The organism is Arenibacter hampyeongensis (assembly GCF_002909255.1).
Lineage (GTDB): Bacteria > Bacteroidota > Bacteroidia > Flavobacteriales > Flavobacteriaceae > Arenibacter > Arenibacter hampyeongensis.
Window position 1 is genome coordinate 57,946 of sequence record NZ_PIOB01000013.1, and the last position, 17,607, is coordinate 75,552.

15 protein-coding genes are annotated in these 17,607 nt (G+C 37.7%); 6 read left to right on the forward strand and 9 right to left on the reverse strand.

The features are described from left to right. Window positions 1-77 precede the first annotated feature (77 nt). Window positions 78-1,475 (reverse strand): tRNA uridine-5-carboxymethylaminomethyl(34) synthesis GTPase MnmE, encoded by a 1,398-nt coding sequence (mnmE, locus tag CWD91_RS20850; RefSeq protein ID WP_103442918.1) that lies wholly within the window; start codon window positions 1,473-1,475, stop codon window positions 78-80. 318 nt (window positions 1,476-1,793) lie between these two features. On the opposite strand from mnmE, the gene CWD91_RS20855 reads away from it, so the two are divergent. Together CWD91_RS20855 and CWD91_RS20860 are read left to right on the forward strand one after the other, a co-directional pair. Then, window positions 1,794-2,246 carry a hypothetical protein gene (locus CWD91_RS20855; protein ID WP_103442919.1) on the forward strand — a complete coding sequence of 151 codons (453 nt, stop codon included), beginning with the start codon at window positions 1,794-1,796 and terminating at the stop codon, window positions 2,244-2,246. 152 nt (window positions 2,247-2,398) lie between these two features. Further along, window positions 2,399-2,737: a DUF4870 domain-containing protein gene (locus CWD91_RS20860; RefSeq protein ID WP_103442920.1), complete on the forward strand. Its 339-nt coding sequence runs from the start codon at window positions 2,399-2,401 to the stop codon at window positions 2,735-2,737. Window positions 2,738-2,859: 122 nt separating this feature from the next. Here the strand turns inward: CWD91_RS20860 and dnaN are convergent, their stop codons facing one another. The 5 genes from dnaN to CWD91_RS20885 form a co-directional block, all read right to left on the reverse strand. Continuing rightward, window positions 2,860-3,978, reverse strand: a complete 1,119-nt coding sequence (gene dnaN, locus CWD91_RS20865; protein ID WP_103442921.1) for a DNA polymerase III subunit beta — start codon at window positions 3,976-3,978, stop codon at window positions 2,860-2,862. A gap of 147 nt (window positions 3,979-4,125) precedes the next feature. Continuing rightward, on the reverse strand, window positions 4,126-5,790 hold the full coding sequence (gldG, locus tag CWD91_RS20870) for a gliding motility-associated ABC transporter substrate-binding protein GldG (protein WP_103442922.1): 1,665 nt from the start codon (window positions 5,788-5,790) through the stop codon (window positions 4,126-4,128). Then, the gene (gldF, locus tag CWD91_RS20875; protein ID WP_103442923.1) at window positions 5,790-6,521 is read right to left on the reverse strand and encodes a gliding motility-associated ABC transporter permease subunit GldF; all 732 of its coding nucleotides are present in this window, start codon (window positions 6,519-6,521) and stop codon (window positions 5,790-5,792) included. The genes gldG and gldF overlap by 1 nt, the downstream gene beginning before the upstream one ends. A gap of 5 nt (window positions 6,522-6,526) precedes the next feature. Further along, window positions 6,527-6,823 (reverse strand): putative quinol monooxygenase, encoded by a 297-nt coding sequence (locus tag CWD91_RS20880; RefSeq protein WP_103442924.1) that lies wholly within the window; start codon window positions 6,821-6,823, stop codon window positions 6,527-6,529. 13 nt (window positions 6,824-6,836) lie between these two features. Continuing rightward, complete coding sequence (locus CWD91_RS20885; protein WP_103442925.1) at window positions 6,837-7,667, reverse strand: SAM hydrolase/SAM-dependent halogenase family protein; 831 nt, start codon at window positions 7,665-7,667, stop codon at window positions 6,837-6,839. Between the two features lie 129 nt (window positions 7,668-7,796). Between CWD91_RS20885 and CWD91_RS20890 the strand changes: the two genes are divergently transcribed. Continuing rightward, entirely contained in the window at window positions 7,797-8,750 is a 954-nt protein-coding gene (locus CWD91_RS20890) for a PhoH family protein (RefSeq protein WP_103442926.1), read from the forward strand. A gap of 10 nt (window positions 8,751-8,760) precedes the next feature. Continuing rightward, window positions 8,761-9,717: a phosphoribosylaminoimidazolesuccinocarboxamide synthase gene (locus CWD91_RS20895; protein WP_103442927.1), complete on the forward strand. Its 957-nt coding sequence runs from the start codon at window positions 8,761-8,763 to the stop codon at window positions 9,715-9,717. Here CWD91_RS20895 and CWD91_RS20900 read toward each other — a convergent pair whose 3' ends face one another. Together CWD91_RS20900 and CWD91_RS20905 are read right to left on the reverse strand one after the other, a co-directional pair. Next, a complete protein-coding gene (locus CWD91_RS20900) occupies window positions 9,718-10,383 on the reverse strand; it encodes a 3'-5' exonuclease (protein ID WP_103442928.1) in 666 nt (221 codons plus the stop codon). After that, window positions 10,380-12,302 carry a DUF294 nucleotidyltransferase-like domain-containing protein gene (locus tag CWD91_RS20905; RefSeq protein ID WP_103442929.1) on the reverse strand — a complete coding sequence of 641 codons (1,923 nt, stop codon included), beginning with the start codon at window positions 12,300-12,302 and terminating at the stop codon, window positions 10,380-10,382. Before CWD91_RS20905 ends, CWD91_RS20900 begins: the two co-directional genes overlap by 4 nt. A 1,020-nt stretch (window positions 12,303-13,322) precedes the next feature. Here CWD91_RS20905 and CWD91_RS20915 point away from each other — a divergent pair. Beyond that, window positions 13,323-15,140 carry an SLC13 family permease gene (locus tag CWD91_RS20915; protein WP_103442931.1) on the forward strand — a complete coding sequence of 606 codons (1,818 nt, stop codon included), beginning with the start codon at window positions 13,323-13,325 and terminating at the stop codon, window positions 15,138-15,140. A gap of 173 nt (window positions 15,141-15,313) precedes the next feature. Next, window positions 15,314-16,891, forward strand: a complete 1,578-nt coding sequence (locus tag CWD91_RS20920; RefSeq protein ID WP_103442932.1) for an FG-GAP repeat domain-containing protein — start codon at window positions 15,314-15,316, stop codon at window positions 16,889-16,891. 79 nt (window positions 16,892-16,970) lie between these two features. On the opposite strand, the gene CWD91_RS20925 is transcribed toward CWD91_RS20920, so the two are convergent. Next, window positions 16,971-17,567 carry a YdeI/OmpD-associated family protein gene (locus CWD91_RS20925; protein ID WP_103442933.1) on the reverse strand — a complete coding sequence of 199 codons (597 nt, stop codon included), beginning with the start codon at window positions 17,565-17,567 and terminating at the stop codon, window positions 16,971-16,973. Window positions 17,568-17,607 lie beyond the last annotated feature (40 nt).

The window sequence follows — 17,607 nt, forward strand, 5'->3', positions numbered from 1 at the left end:
ACAAAAATCTAAAAGTTATTAACAAGTGATTGATTTGCAACCATTTGTAATCATATGATATCAAATAAAAACAGTGTCTATTTCCCGATACAAAAATTAGCAAAAATATTCCCCAAAAGTTCGTCATTGGTCACTTGTCCCGTAATTTCCCCCAAATGGTAGAGTGCTTCCTTTACATCTATGGCCAAGAGATCGCTGGGGGTATCCTCCTCCATACCCAATTGCACCTTTTCTATCTCTTCCAAAGCCTTTAGAAGGGAGCTATAATGCCTTGTATTGGTCACAATGGTTTCACTATTCCGCAAGGCTCCCGTGTTTACAAAATCCAACAAACGCGATTTTAGGGCTTCCACTCCTTTTCCAGTTTTTGCGGATAATAAGTGCAGTTCCGGGATATGGGATTGCAGTATTATTATTTGTTCATCATTCAACATATCTACCTTATTGGCAATTACTACCAAGGGTTTGTGGGGATATTTATTTTTTATTTTTTCCAATTCCTTTATGCTGGACTTCAGTTTAGCTGCATTGGTTGCCATCTGCCAGCCATCTACCAATAGCACCACTACCTGGGCCTGTTCTATTTTTTCAAAAGTCTTTTTTATCCCTATACTTTCCACCACGTCTTTGGTATCCCGGATACCGGCCGTATCAATAAACCGAAATCCGATGCCTCCTATTACAATCTCGTCCTCAATGGTATCTCTTGTAGTACCTGCAATTTCACTAACAATGGCCCGCTCCTCATTTAAAAGGGAATTGAGCAAGGTAGATTTGCCCACATTAGGTTCCCCAACAATAGCAATGGGAATCCCGTTCTTGATCACGTTGCCCACGGCAAAGGAATCGATCAATCGCTTTAAGATCCTTTGTATCTTGGTAAGTAGTATATTAAACTGGGTCCGGTCCGCAAATTCTACATCCTCCTCTGCAAAGTCGAGCTCCAATTCCATAAGGGAAGCAAAGTTCAGAAGCTGGTCCCTCAATTTTTTAATTTCGTTGCTAAATCCACCCCGCATCTGCTGTATGGCTATCTGGTGACTGGCCTCGTTATCCGAAGCAATTAGATCAGCCACGGCTTCGGCCTGACTCAGGTCCATTTTGCCGTTTAAAAAGGCGCGTAGTGTAAATTCCCCTGCAGTTGCCATTCGACATCCATTCCGCAAGAACAACTGAATAATTTGCTGTTGAATATAGGGGGAACCATGGCAGGATATTTCCACGACATCTTCACCTGTATAGGAATGTGGACCTTTAAAAAGAGATAATAGGACTTCATCCAACACCTTATCGTTCTCCGTAATATGTCCAAAATGAATGGTATGGCTATTCTGTTTTTTCAAATCCTTTCCTCTAATCGATTTAAAGATGGGATTGGCCAAGGTAATGGCATCTTGCCCGGAAATACGGATAACGGCTATGGCACCTGCTCCTGATGGAGTGGCCAAAGCAATGATGTTGTCGTTGGTAATCATAGATTAAAATTGGAGGTAAAAATACGATTTATAATCGTCAATCCAATTGGATCAACAACGCCCAAACCCATACATTTTAGGATTTGGGCTTTCGTGAAATAAGAGTGGACTTATTTTTCAATGAGGTTAACCATTTATCGCGAAATTGGCAATTTACATGAAATAAGTAATAGTTTTTTTGGGTTTACAATATCAAAGGAATTCATAATTATTCACAGGTTAATTGCGTAATTTTAACAAAGCTTATTTACTATTTTAGAGTGACCCAATACTACTTTTGGTGTCTAAAAGTAAAAGAACATTTAAATTATAATCATTATGGGAACAATTAAAATTATTACTTTATTGGCAGTGATTCTTATCTGTCAAACCAACTTGGCACAAGCAACCGAAGTTCCTACAGCGCCCATTGAGAATACAGAACAAATGGAGCAAGCAAGAATTTTACAGGAAGCCAAAGAAGCCAAGGAAATTCAAAAAAGGGTAGATCGGGCCGAAAGGGATGCAATGAAGGCTGAAAAAGCGCAAAAAAAGGCTGAAAAAGAATTGAAAAAGCGGGAAAGACTCTCGTCGGACATAGATTCCAAGAGAAGGTCCATTGCTAAAGATTCAAGAAAAATAGAAAAATTTCAGGAGAAAATGACAAAGGATCAGAAAAAGGGTAAACTGTCACCTTTGGCCATAGAGAAGATTAACCAGAAAATTGACAAACTGGAGAAGGGTATTGAAAAAGACAAGGACAAATTGGATAAATTGGAGCGCAAACAATAGCGGGCCCACAAATATTTGAAAGCCAGATAAACCTGTTGGTGTAACAAAAGTTGGTATTATTCGTCTTATAATTATAACAGCCAAGTTATGGGAATCAGGTAAAGTATGATATTTAGTCCTTTCCTACCCATCTGGATTTAATAAAGTAACCGATGAAAGCAGAAAATAGACAATTATTGGTATTGACCCATTTGAGTCAATTATTGGATATAGTTACAGGATTTGGAGGATTTATTGTTCCCTTGGTTTTGTGGTTAACTCAGAGGGATTCCATTATGAATATGGATGAAAATGGGAAATCGATAATCAATTTTCAAATAAGCATGTTTTTATATATCCTAATTTGTATTCCGTTGATTTTACTTTTTGGTTTAGGAATCTTGGGGATCATAGGGGTGGCCATTCTTTGCTTTATATTTCCCATTGTTAATGCTATTAAAGTATCCAATGGGGAAAGACCGCATTATCCCCTGAGCATAAAGTTTGTGTAGTTGGTAAACATAATTATTTATGCAAAAAAGCCGTATTTCAAATGAAATACGGCTTTTTTTATAGTGAAAGAGTGGGGTGTATTATGAATTCAACTTTAAATGATAAAATTGAATCTGATTATCTAACTGTTAAGCATTACTGGCATTACCAACATGGTAACATTTTCACCTTCATCCAAACCATCAATAGGGGTAAGGATACCGGCCCTGTTGGGAAGACTCATTTCCAATTGTACGTCGTCTGAGGTAAGGTTGTTCAACATCTCGACCAAGAATCTGGAATTAAATCCTATCTGCATGTCGTCACCTTGGTAAGAACAGGTTAAACGTTCTTCTGCCTTATTACTGTAATCTATATCCTCTGCGGAAATATTTAATTCGGCCCCGGCAATTTTTAATCGTATTTGGTGGGTGGTCTTATTGGAAAATATGGAGACTCTCCTAACAGAACTTAAGAGTTGGGTTCTGGCAATGGAAAGTTTATTTGGATTCTCCTTTGGGATTACCGCTTCATAATTTGGATATTTTCCATCAATCAATCTACAGATCAATATGGTATTTTCAAAACTGAATTTGGCGTTGCTTTCGTTGTATTCAATAAGCACCTCGGTTTCACTGCCCGCTAAAATTCCTTTTAATAAATTCAAAGGTTTTTTGGGCATTATAAACTCGGCCACTTTGGAGGCCGTTACATCGCTGCGTTGATATTTTACCAATTTATGGGCATCCGTTGCTACGAAGGTTAAACTCTCAGGTGAAAATTGAAAGAAGACACCGCTCATTACTGGTCTAAGATCATCGTTGCCAGCGGCAAAAATAGTTTTGTTGATAGCAGTCGCCAATATATCGCCAAGTATGGTAGTTGAGGACGGGCTGGACAATTCTACCGATTTCGGAAACTCCGCACCATCTGCGTAGGCCAAGGCATATTTACCGTGGTTGGAACTGATCTCTACCGTGTTGTTATCCTCTACCACGAATGTAAGAGGCTGTTCTGGAAAAGTTTTTAATATTTCCAACAACAATTTTGCCGGTACGGCGATGGTACCCTCATTGTCTGAATCTACTTCTAATACAGAACTCATGGTGGTTTCCAAATCAGAGGCCGATACGGTAAGTTCCTTCTGATTTAAATCAAAGAGAAAGTTGTCGAGAATAGGCAAGGTGTTGCTATTGTTAATTACCCCACCTAATACTTGGAGTTGTTTTAGTAAATAAGTGCTAGATACTATAAATTTCATTGGTTTATTATTTTTTTAAGGAATCTACATTGTTGTACAACCTAAAACAGTGTTTAAATATCTGTTTGAATCCGCAATATTCCTTGAATCACAGTCAAAACAAAGATATTTTAATTGTCCTTTTTAAGGAAACAAACTTATCAACACTTATGCCCCATATTTTTTCTTTCTTATGGTGTGCATTAGGAATCCAAAAATAAAGGTCAAACATAGGGGTAGGCCAATATTAATCAACTGCCATTTGGTTTTTTGATCATTAATTTTTTCCTCATCCAAGAAAGGAATGCTTACTTTCTTATTGCGAATGTTTATAAGTCCGGTATCGTCCAATAGGTAATTAAGGCAATTAATCAGAAATTCTTTGTTGCCAAAAAAGTTATTTGTCCATTTATCGTAACCCAATTCCAAGGGTCTGCCGTTTCTGATCTGGTTTCTGATTAGATCTCCGTCCGAAAGTATGATCATCTTGTTATCAGGGCCATTATCTATGGGTTTAATTAGTTTTATGGGTTTTATTCGATTGAGGAAGGTGGATTTAAAGGAGCCCTCAATCAAGAGGCCCAATATCTTATTGCCGTCCTTATATAGATTCTTGTCTGGTGGAGTATTTATGATGTCCAAATTAATTGGTTTTGGCACACCTTCTGTTTTGGATAATGGTGAGCTTGCCAGCAATATATTTTTCTTGTAATCATTGGCCAAGGTGTCCATGCTACTTGTAAATTGAAACCTTACCGCTTCCAAGTTATTATTTATTGGATGGTCGTTTTTTGAGAATACCATTGGATTGTAGTACCAGGGAACGGGATTGTATTGGGAGCTGTTTCCTTCTCCGGTAGCCAAAACTATTTGCGTGAAATATAGATCGTTTACCAAATCCCCATTTAATCTAACACCATATTTAAAGAAAAAATCGTTGAGGTTAAGATTACGTGGCATAGCCATGGCGGTACCATTTTCATTGAAGAGACTATCCAATTCCATAGCTACTTGATCAATGAGCCATAAAGACTTTCCTCCGCCAGTAATAAATTGATCCATGATATATTTCTCGGAATCGGTAAAGGCCTCTGTAGGTTTCGCTATTATGGCAAGATTAAACCCGTTTAATTGCTGCAAAACCTTTTCAGGATTTGTGGTAACAGAGTCTAAAGTAATGGCACCTATATTGTAATAATCTTTTATAGTGGTTAAATAATCGGCCATTAAAATATCCTCCAACTCACCATTGCCCTTAATTATGGCTATTGATTTCTTCCCATTGATGTTCAATCTGGTAAAAGCGTCGGCAAAGGCATATTCCAAATGTTGCACGGAATTGTTTACACGCTCCTCCGTAGTTGCACCAAGTTTATTTTTTAGCAGGGGAACCTTGACCGTGCTATTATTGTAATTGACCATGGCCCAAGGAAAAATAATTTCTTGGGAAACCTTTCCATTTAGTTCAACAGTAACATTGGTGGGCGTAAGGCCCAACCCCTGCAGATCAGTGATAACAGCATCAATTGTTGAGGTTCCTTCAAGAGGATTTACAAAATTGAATTTTATATTCCTGTTTTCAGCGGCAAACTCCTCCAATATTTGACGGGTCTCCACTTTCAATTTAATAAATTCAGGAGGAAGATTTCCATCAAGTAAAATATCGATTATGACTGGGGCATCAAATTCACCTACAGCATTAAGGGCCGATTTGGAAAGGGTATATCTATTGTCCTCTGTCAAATCTATCCTTGTATAGATATAACTACCCACAATATTTACGATCAGCAAAATGGAAAAAGCCTTAATTATAGACAACAAACTCTTTTTCATTATCTATTTTGATTTTTAAGTTGGACAATGGTCAGATAAAGAAAAAACAAGGTGAGACTTATAAAATATATTATGTCCCTAGTGTCGAGGACTCCTCTTGCTATACTTTCAAAATGCACTTTCATTCCAAGGTTTTCAATAAAAAGTATCATTGTTCCAGTAGGAAATATGGTGGCCAAACTTTCAAAACCGTAGAGCATAAGAAAGCACAGCACCATACCAATGATAAAGGCTACGATTTGATTTTCGGAAAGGGTAGAGGAAAATAATCCAATAGCGGTATAACTTCCAATTAACAACAACAGCCCAAAATAGGACCCCGTTACCATTCCCATATCCAAATTACCAATAGTAACCCCTAATTGGGAAATGGTATACACATAAAGAAGTGTGGGCAATATGGCAATCAATGCAAGACAGAATGTACCTAAAAATTTTCCAAATACAGTTTCCCAGAGTGAAATTGGCTTTATAAGAAGTAGCTCCAAAGTTCCAAGTTTTTTTTCTTCGGAAAAACTTTTCATGGTTATGGCCGGAATCAAAAAAAGAAATACCCAGGGGGCAAGAAGAAAGAAATTGCTTAGATCGGCAAAACCGTATTCGAATATATTGAAAGGCCCCTTAAAGACCCAAAGGAACAGTCCACTGAGCACTAAAAATAATCCTATTACCAGATAACCAATGGGTGAAGCAAAGAATGATAGAATTTCTCTTTTAAATATGGCAAGCATGCAAGTTAATTAACGGTTTCCTTCTTTATGAGGCTCCAGGCTTCTGGTTTGTCCTCAAATAATAGTTTTGTTTTCTTCCAGACCGACTTGAAAAATTCAGAATTCCTATAGTTTTCCAGGTCAGTAGCACTGTTCCAATAACTATAAGTGAAAAATATTTTTTCGGACTCTTTACTCTGTAACAATTCTAAAAGGTTACAGCCTTCTACCTGTCGGATTTTCTTCTTATTTTCTTCAAAGATGGCCTCAAAACTAGCAATATTTTCCTTTTTGAAAGTTAATTTTACAATTCTTACCAACATTTGTTAATTCTATTTAGCTAAAATTAATCATTACGGTATCCCTATAATCCAGGCCCAACAGGGTAGAGGCCCCACCAACGGTATTAAGGTCGCTTTTGTAGATAGCAATTTCCAAATAACCGGACGAGTTAAAAAGTGCCAGCAACTCCCCAGGGGATTTACGTTGATTTTTTTCCAGATTGTAGTTTATGATGTCCCCATATTTATTGTGTATTTCCCGTATTTTCTTATTTCTGGCCTGCAGTTCAAACGGTCTACCCTTACCAATGGTCTTGAAAATGTTCTGCTGAATGTTGGTAACCACATTTCCATAGTTATCAATATATATGACACTGCCCGAAATGGTCGTTTGGTTATCGGAAATTCTAGGGTTGAATTCCCTTAGGTCTTTTAGGTCCTTAAATGGCCTGCCAATTACTTCCAATTTACCACCCCGTGCAATATGGCTTGCAGCCTTAACAAAAACATCCATTTCCGGAAACGAACTGTCTATAGTATTTGGTAATTGAATTTCCACCACTTTTTCTGGAACTATTTCAGAAATTATGAGCCCAATTACCCCATTATTGGCCATTATGAAATAATGATTGTCCACCAAAACCGCTATATGTTGGTTTTCGGGGGACAATTCGGAATCCACACCCACAATATGGATACTGCCATCTGGAAAGTTTTTATAGGAATTTTTTAGTATATAGGCACATTCCTGAATGTTGAACGGGGCTATGGAGTGTGAAATATCAACAATTTTGACATCCGACAATTCCTTGTAAATTGTCCCTTTTATGGCGCCTACAAAATGATCTTTATGTCCAAAATCAGTAGTTAATGTAATTATAGCCATAGAGGACTGTTGATATGTTTTTAGGTTGGTAAGTTGTTTTTTTACTTAAGTTTGTTAAACAAAATTACACAAAAAATCAGCGAAGCAAAATATATATTTCATATCTAAACTTAATAACACCTCTCTTCTTTGAACGAACTTATAATAGAACTTACAGACATTAGCCCAAGGGAATTTTTTGGGCAGAATAATGAGAATATAGATTTGTTAAAAAAGCACTTTCCAAAGCTTAAAATTGTGGCAAGGGGAAACAAAATAAAGGTTTATGGGGATGAAGATCTATTGGACGAATTTGACCGAAGGTTCGATCTTCTAACCGCCCACTACGCCAAGTATAATAAATTGGATGAAAATAGTATAGAGCGACTTTTGGCCAGCAATGGACAGGAGGAATATGAATCCTCCGAAATAAGCGGGGAAGTTCTGGTCCATGGCGTAAGCGGTAGACTAATAAAGGCCCAAACCGTAAACCAGCGAAGACTGGTTGACGCTGCCAGAACCAACGATATGGTTTTTGCAGTTGGACCGGCAGGTACCGGAAAAACATATACCGGGGTAGCATTGGCCGTAAAGGCTTTAAAGGAAAAACAGGTAAAACGTATTATTCTGACAAGACCAGCGGTTGAGGCAGGTGAAAATTTAGGTTTTCTACCTGGCGATCTTAAGGAAAAGTTGGATCCCTATATGCAACCTTTGTACGATGCCTTAAGGGATATGATAGCGCCTGAAAAATTGGCGCTTTATATTGAAAATGGTACCATACAAATTGCACCAATGGCCTTTATGCGAGGAAGAACCTTGGACAACGCTTTTGTAATTTTGGATGAAGCCCAAAACACTACCCATGCACAGATGAAGATGTTCCTTACAAGAATGGGGAAAAATGCAAAATTTTTAATCAATGGAGATCCGGGACAAATAGATTTGCCTAGACGATTAATTTCAGGATTAAAAGAAGCTCTTTTAGTTCTGCAAAATGTTGAAGGTATAGAGATCATTTATTTGGACGATAAGGATGTAATAAGACATAAACTGGTTAAAAAGGTAATAGAAGCCTATAAAGGAATTGAGCATAATAATTGATAGTTGTAGAATGAGCAATACGATAATTGATACGAATTTTCATTTTCCCGGACAAACAAGTCTATACAAGGGAAAAGTAAGGGAAGTATATCATCTTGAAAATAATATTTTGGTAATGGTAGCTACGGATAGGCTATCGGCTTTTGACGTGGTTATGCCCAAGGGGATTCCATACAAGGGGCAAATTTTAAATCAGATTGCCACCAAGATGATGGCAGATACTGCCGATATAGTCCCCAATTGGCTTATGGCCACCCCAGACCCCAATGTTGCCGTAGGCTATGCCTGCGAGCCATTTAAGGTGGAAATGGTTATAAGAGGATATCTTTCCGGACACTCGGCAAGGGAATATAAACTGGGAAAAAGAGTGCTTTGTGGAGTTGCCATGCCACATGGATTGAATGAAAATGACAAGTTCCCTTCCCCAATTATTACTCCGGCGACCAAGGCAGAAATGGGAGACCACGATGAAGATATTTCTAAGGAAGCCATTTTGGAAAGAGGTATAGTAAATGAGGAGGATTATCTAATACTCGAAAAGTATACAAAAGCACTCTTCCAAAGGGGCACGGAAATTGCCGCTAAAAGAGGATTGATTTTGGTGGATACCAAATATGAATTTGGGAAGACCAAAGATGGGAAGATCGTATTGATAGATGAAATTCATACACCGGATTCCTCCCGATATTTCTATGCTGAAGGCTATGGGGAACGCCAGAATAGAGGAGAGGCTCAAAAGCAATTATCCAAGGAATTCGTGCGGCAATGGTTGATAAGCAATAATTTCCAAGGCTTAAAGGGACAGGTAGTTCCAGAAATGACCGATGCCTACATACAAATAGTTTCGGAACGGTATATTGAACTTTATGAAAATATTACTGGGGAAAAATTTATCAAAGCCGACATTTCGGATATACAGGCAAGAATAGAGAAAAATGTTTTGGGATACCTATCATCCCTAAAATAATCATCCCATTTTTAACAGGTCTTTTAATCTTAATTGGCCTTTGCTTTTTAAGCGACTCTTTATTTTTAAAAAGGCTATTGCAGTAATGAAGGCATCACCCATAGCGGTGTGTCTGTCCTTTTTTGAAATGTCAAACTTTTCAGCCAATTCATCCAATGAGTAGTGTTCCTTCTTTTTGAACACATTGGAGGTAAGGAGCGTTTTTTTGTAAAGGTGCGAAGTGTCCAATACCTTGTTCCTTAATTTAGGAAGTCCATTTCTTTCCAAAGCCCTGTTGATCATAGTAACATCAAAAATAGCATGGTGGGCTACAATTACCGCATTCTTTAAATACCCCAAGAATTTTTCCAAGGCTTCAATTTCACTTATACAGGAGGCCCCGCCATTTTTAAGGATACCATGGATTTTGGCGGTATCTGCATTGTAATGTTCCTGTTTTAAAAAGAGTTCCAAACTGTTGTTTATAGCGATATTCCTGTCAACCAGACTAAGCGCTCCAATACACAATATCCTATCGTTTAAATAGTCGAATCCGGTAGTTTCTGTATCTAGGACCACGAATCTTACCAAACTAAGGTCATCTGTTGGCTTTTCATTAAAACTATTCTCATATTCCAACCAAAAGTCAGGATACTCGTTTACTTCTTTCTTAAAAAAATCTATCATCTCAACAAGTTTGAAACTTTAAATCTAATACTTACCAATTCTTGTATTTCCTTTATGGTCTTAAAAGTTCTTTTTAGTTTAATTTTTTCTTCCTTGGTTAATTTATCTATGGCAATATATCTGCCCGAATCATTATGCAGCAGGCCTTGTTTGGTCCTAAACTTTAACAAAGCTCTTGTGGCGTAGGAACACGCCATAAAGATTTCTTCATTGTTGGGTTCCAATTCGGCCAATTTTTCAAATCGCTCGGCGGTACTATTTATGGATTTAACAGAATGGGATAAAATTAATACCCTTGCTGCATCGGTCAATGGCATTAGGGCCCTTCTTTTTACATCAAAGGAATCTTTGTGTTCCCCATCTTCTTCAACTAACAGTTGTCTAAAAAAACCTGTTGGAGAGGGATTTTGTAGGGCGCCACTGGCCAGATGTAAATAGAAAATGGGATATTTTTTGGTTGTTTCAAAAATGTGCTCCGATAATTCGTTCACTAAATTTACGTCACCATAGGCAATGTTGTAATCAAAAAAGATGGAGGATAGCAACACTTCATCCGTTCCTGGATTTATTATCCAATGTGAAATGGTTTTTTTCCATTCATCCAGGCTTAGGCACCAATCGGGGTTGGAGGCCATCATTTCAGCAGGACAATAATCGTAGCCTATATCAAACAAACCTTTATTTATAAGTTTGGTCAATTCTAAAAAATACCCTGTTGTTTTTATAAGCTTGTCCTCCGGAACATTTTCAAAGACCAGTGCATTGTCCTGATCCGTTTGTAAGAGTTGCTCGCTCCGTCCTTGACTACCAAGTGCAAGCCATGCAAATTTTACAGGAGGTTTTGAAGGCATTTCCTCCAAAGAAATTTTTATTATTTGTTTAACACAGGCATCATTAAGTTCCGAAATTATTTTAGTTGTCAGTTTAATGGGTATATTTTGGTCCAAATAGTCCTGCAGGAGATGGGTAATACTTTTACGAATCTGTTTTATCGATTTTATTTTCTTACTCCTTTTTATGGCTTTTATCAATACGGCAGGGTTGTTCCCCAAGGCCACCATAACATCATGTTTAGAAAGTATTCCAATGGCCTTTGAGTTTGGTGTACCGTCTTTGGTGATGCACAAATGGCTTATATTACTTTTCATCATAGCCATCTGTGCCTGGGTTATGGTCAAGTTTTTATTATAGGTGATTACCGGTGAAACCATTATAGCGGATGCTTTTGTAGTTATGGGATACTTTCCGGTTACAATATTGTTCCTCAGGTCTTTGTCCGTAATGATGCCGATTGGCAGTTTATCCTTTACAACCAACATAGCACCTACATTTTTTTCGGTCATAATTTTGGCAATCGTTTTTGCCGATGTCGTTGCGGAACAGGTTACCAATTTTTTGGAATACTGTACGGATTGCAAATCCAATACCTGAGTGTTGGGCGCAATAGGATTTATTTCCAGAACTTCATCGTACAACTTGCCGCGATGACTTTTCGAATAAGGATTTCTGGTGTTGGAGGCAAAACTCTCAATCAAAAAATTACCTACAGCAGTGTTTTTTTGGGCATAGGGTTTAAATATGTTTATTGGTATGGCATATAAAATACTTTCTTCATGAGCTTTTGCAGTCATTTTGTAATTCTCATGGGCCATTAAAGGGCGAAGCCCAAAAATATCCCCTTCATCGCACATGTCCATAATGCTCTTGTCCGTTCCTTTTTTAAGGGCAACTGCTCCCTTGTTCACCACATAGAAATATGGATGGGGTTCGTCGTTCTCTAAGAATATAATATTGTCTTTTTCCTTGTAGATGATAGTGATTTCCTCAGAAAGGGTTTCTAGATCTTTTTGATCCAAGACATTGAACGGTGGGAAATTTTTTAAAAAATCTGCAACTCTGTGCGAAATGGTATTCTTCATTATTCTTAGTTGGACTATTTACTTTATGGGGTAATTTAAACTTTTTTCAAACAAAAGAAAAGGGTATTGACATTAGACTTTTAAAACAAAAACACTTGATGAAGCCCCTTGAGTGGGGTATACTGGACAAAGATAGGATAGATATTAAGATTGTACGGATTATCTCAATAACGAATAGAAGGTCCAAGCAAGTTTTTTTTCAACTTGGCATCTCAAAGTGAAATAAAAAGGAAATTACTTATAAAGATTGGCTAAAGATGAGATTAAAAGAACAATACCCTTGTGGGTATCTATCATTTAAGAACTTAACAAATATTATTACTCAGCAAGCGAGAATTGAATGCTCCGACGCTTGCCCGTACCGTTCGGGCGGTTGTCGAAATGTTATCAACAGTTTCCATCCGATGCCTCCTGTGCTTGCCCAGAGGTAATTGACTCAAAAACAATTATTTGAATTGTTTTTGCTTTTGGCGTTTTTTAGTATTCATTTGAGTTCACTAATTGTCTGTTCGAGCCATCTTGAGAAAAGACAAAAGATTAATTTTAATTGGAATTCTAAATGTTCTATTATGGAATCTGTTTATAAGGATGCTATCGAGGCTTGTCGGAAATGTATTCAGGATTGTGAATATTGTCTAATACATATGGCTGGTATGGAAAGTAAAAATGACTGCCCCTTATGTTGTATTCTGTGTATTGAATCCTGTACAACTACTTTAAAATTTTTAATGGCAGAGAATGACTTAGCTATGGATTATTGCGCTCTGTGTGCAGATGTATGCCAATGGTGTGCTGAACAATGTGGACAATACAACCATAAACATTGCGAGGATTGCGCTAATTCTTGCGTAAAATGCATGGAAGAATGTCGGAAGATTGTAGAGGTTATTTCCTAGATTAAAATAGATTGTGCGCACTCTTATTTTTAGTGTTCTAGCCGTATGAACAAGCATTCTTGTATTGAAAAACCGATGACCCTGGGAGTTATTTTTATTTCAGATTGATAAATACTTTTTAGGTATGACACTGGATATGGGTCTCGTATTTTTGGTTTTAGTTGTAACCATAATCTTATTTGCTTTGGAAATTTTTCCGGTGGATAAGATTGCTTTTTTTATAATAGTTTCGCTGACTTTATTAGGCTTGGTTACTCCTGAAGAAGCCATTAGTGGGTTTTCCAATAGCGCTACCATTGCCGTGCTTGCATTAATGATTTTGGCCGTTGCCATGGAAGAGAATGGAGTTATTGTTTGGATCACTTCAGGGTTAGGTAAAATGAAGTCCCTCCCGATGTTTTTTTTAGCTCCCATTTTTATGATCGTTACTGCAAGTATTTCAGCTTTTATTAGTACTACAGCCGTGGTTATCGTTTTTATCAAAATAGTAAATCAACTTTCTGAGCGCTTTAATATTTCAAAATCCAAATTATTACTTCCCATTTCTTTTGCGGGAATTTTAGGCGGGTCCTGCACTTTAATGGGCACGTCAACGAACCTTATCGTTAATTCCGTTGCCAAGAATTTAGGGGCGCCCGCTCTAGGTTTTTTTGAATTTAGTGGTATCGGTATCATTTTTTTATCGGTCTCCATTGTATACCTCACCTTAACACTTGGGTGGTTGCCCTGGAGCAAAAATAAAGATTTGGGGGACGACTATAGTGTAGGTAATTATATTACGAACATCCGTATCAAAGGCGAATCGGAATTAGTGAATAAAAAGTTGGAGGACACTTTTTTATTCAGCAATCCTGAAATTTCCATTTTGAAACTAACTAGGGGCAACAGAATCCACAATTCCCCGGGAAAATATGTTACCCTAAAAGAAAATGATGAGTTACTGTTAATGTGCGACATAGAGAATTTGTCCAAACTTAAGGATTCCCAAAACCTAGGTATAAATGAACAAAATTATTGGATGAAAACGGGAAATACTGGGGACCAGGAAAGAAAGATTCACAAATTGGAGGAAAGGGTATTTGTAGAACTTTTAATGCTTCCGGGAGCCGCACTTTTAGGAAAGACTTTAGGAAACTTAAGAGGATATATGCAGCAGGATATATTGCCAATTGCCATAAAAAAACGGAAAACACTAACCAATATGCGTGAGCGTTTAATTAGGAGTAGTGCTGAGAAATTATCCCTTAAAACAGGGGATAGGCTGTTGGTAGATGTGGGTAGGCAAAACTTAAAATCTTTGGAAGGGATAGAAAATGTTGTGCTTTTACAGGAATTTGGCTCTCCAATTGTCCATTCAGATTTTGGTAAGTATTTTTCTTTATCAGTTCTTTTTTTTGTGGTTATTTTGGCGGCTACGGGAATGCTGTCCATTATGGTCAGCGCGCTTACCGGTGTTTGTTTACTCCTGCTTACCAATAATTTGAATTTAGATAGTGTTTACAAAAAGGTAAACTGGCAAATTTTCTTTTTATTGGCGGGAATGATTCCCTTAGGTCTTGCCATGCATAATAGTGGGGCCGATGGTTGGGTCTCCAAACATTTATTGGATTTCCTAGAAGGACAATCCGAAATAATAATAATTGGAACCTTATTTTTGGTAACTATGATCATGAGCGGCGTAGTAAGTAATAATGCAACGGCCATTATAATGACCCCGATTGCCATAGCTGTGGCAAATGGACTGGGTCTGGACTTCAAGCCTTTTATTCTGGCGGTTATGTTCGCCGCAAATTTTAGTTTTTTCACCCCTGTGGGGTACCAAACCAATACCTTGATCTATGGCATAGGAAATTACAAATTCAAGCATTTCTTATTGATAGGTGGGGGACTGAGCCTTATTTTATGGATTTTGGCTACCGCTCTTTTAGCTAAAATGATTTAATAATAATAATTTTGGTGTTGATAATGAATAATTTTTGGTACTTGGACTTTGCATTGTATAACTTACAGGCCTGTTTAATGTTTTACCTTAACTTCGTAATACTGTAGTATCTTCGTGAATTAGGTTTACCAAAAGGTGATAAATAGCATACTGCCTTAATAATTGAAAACTCAATGAAACAATTTATTGCCCTGTATCTTCTTGCTGGCCTAGTTCTCTCCTGTACAGGTAAAAAGAGGGATTCCAAAACCATAGAATACAAGGATATACAAGCCACTAGCCTCAAGGGGAGCCATTTGGCAGAAATTCATTGCTCCAGTTGTCATCTTTTTGTGAAACCGGATTTGTTGCCAAAATCCAGTTGGCAAAACGATGTGCTGCCGGCAATGGGGAATCGATTGGGGATATATAAGGGAAATGTACGGCCGGATAGTCTGTTCGATGCCGGAAGAAGTGGGGAAGTGGTAAAATTGGCAAACATTTTTCCTGAAAGACCCCTACTGGCCCAAGAAGATTGGGATAAAATAGTGAATTATTACCTAAGTAACGCGCCAGATACCATTTTACCTCCAAAACGGGCCAACAAGATTAAAATGGGCCTGAAACATTTTACTTATAAGGAATCCTCCTATTCCCATATTCCTGCACTTACGTCCATGGTAAAAATACTTCCGGAAAATAGGGGAGTGGTATTCGCAGATAGTAAGCGAAATATAAATAGTCTTACGTTTCTGACTGCAAATCTTGAAAAGGATTTTGTTCTTGGTCTTAAGAGAGCTCCTATCCACTATTATGAAAAGTCGGATACCATTTATTTGACAACCGCAGGAAAAAATATTTTTCCTAACGATGTGTCGGATGGATCTTTACAAAAAATATTTACTAAGGGAATTGAAGAATCATACACTACGAAAGAGCTCATTCCAAATTTACAAAGACCTGTTAATATGGCCTACGGCGATTTAAATAGCGACGGACGCGAGGACATTGTTGCCTGTGAGTACGGCAATGAGACTGGAAAATTGGTTTGGTACGAGAACCTAGGGGATGATAAATACCTAATGAGGCCATTGGATAACAAATCGGGCGCCATCAAGGCCATAATAAAAGATATCAATGGGGATGGGCTTTCTGATATTTTTGTGTTAATGGCCCAAGGTGATGAAGGAGTTTTCTATTATCAAAATCAAGGTGATGGATCGTTTTTAACCAGGAGATTACTTTTTTTTTTACCACTTAATGGGTCCCAATATATGGAGTTGGCAGATTTTAATAACGATGGTTTTGATGATATCCTTTATGTCTGCGGTGATAATGCCGACAAAACCCCCATTTTAAAAGAATATCATGGTATTTATATTTTTTTAAATGATGGCAATTTAAATTTTAATCAATCTTATTTTTATCATTTAAACGGAGCTTATAAAGCAATGCCGAGAGATTACGACTTGGACGGAGATTTGGATATTGCGGCAATATCGTTTTTTCCTGACTATGCCAGTTATCCTGAAGAGAGTTTTGTGTATCTTGAAAATAAGGGTGAACTGAAATTTGAGGACTACTCTTTTCCAGAGTCGACCCGCGGACGATGGATAGTGATGGATGCGGAAGATATGGATGGGGATGGTGATATTGATCTGGCCCTGGGGTCTTTTGTCTATTTTCTGCCTCTAGGGGATACAACTGGTTTGGGCCAAAAGTGGATAACCAGTGGGCCGTCTATTGTAGTGCTGGAAAATACTACTCGATAAATCATTTTACTGTAGGAAACAATAGGTAAGTCCATAGAATTTATTTTTTGCCCACTGCCCACTGCCCACTGACTAGCGACTACCCTTTCCTATATTTATCGTGAAGCCCAAGGCCTTGGAGTAACAGCGAGACACTTTTATCCAAGCGGGACAGTTTTGTTTTTTCTTGTTTGGCCTGAGAGATATATTCGCAATATTCCCTTTGTTTATACTGCGTTAAGCTTTCATAATTCATTCTTAGGTCTTTGTTGTTGTCCATGGCTTTTATTAACAAGGGCGGAATTGAAATCGGCTTGTTCTTTTCAGGAACCAACACCAATCCCTTTTTTTGGTTGGCAATAGCCTCTTGAAAATAGGATAGCACGGCAGTACTGTCAATTTCTTCCAAAGAGGCGAATTTCCAATGTCTCATAGCCTTGGTTTTACCTTCTTGGGCATTTTCAAGTACATCTTTTGGGTCTTTTAAAAAGACTCCGTTATAGAACCATATGCCGAAATGATGTTTAAAGGCCAGTATGCCCAGTACATTCTTATTATCTATAGTATAAACGGGTATGCCCCATTTGTAAGTTTCATTCAGTTCGGTATTAAGCGCCAATTCCCGTAAAAGTGCAATGCCTTCCTTGAACGGCTGTTCTTTTTCATAATAGGCCTCTATCTTTTCCTGATTTTTCATGTTTTTTTAGTCATTGGATATTTAAAACATTTGAGTCGGA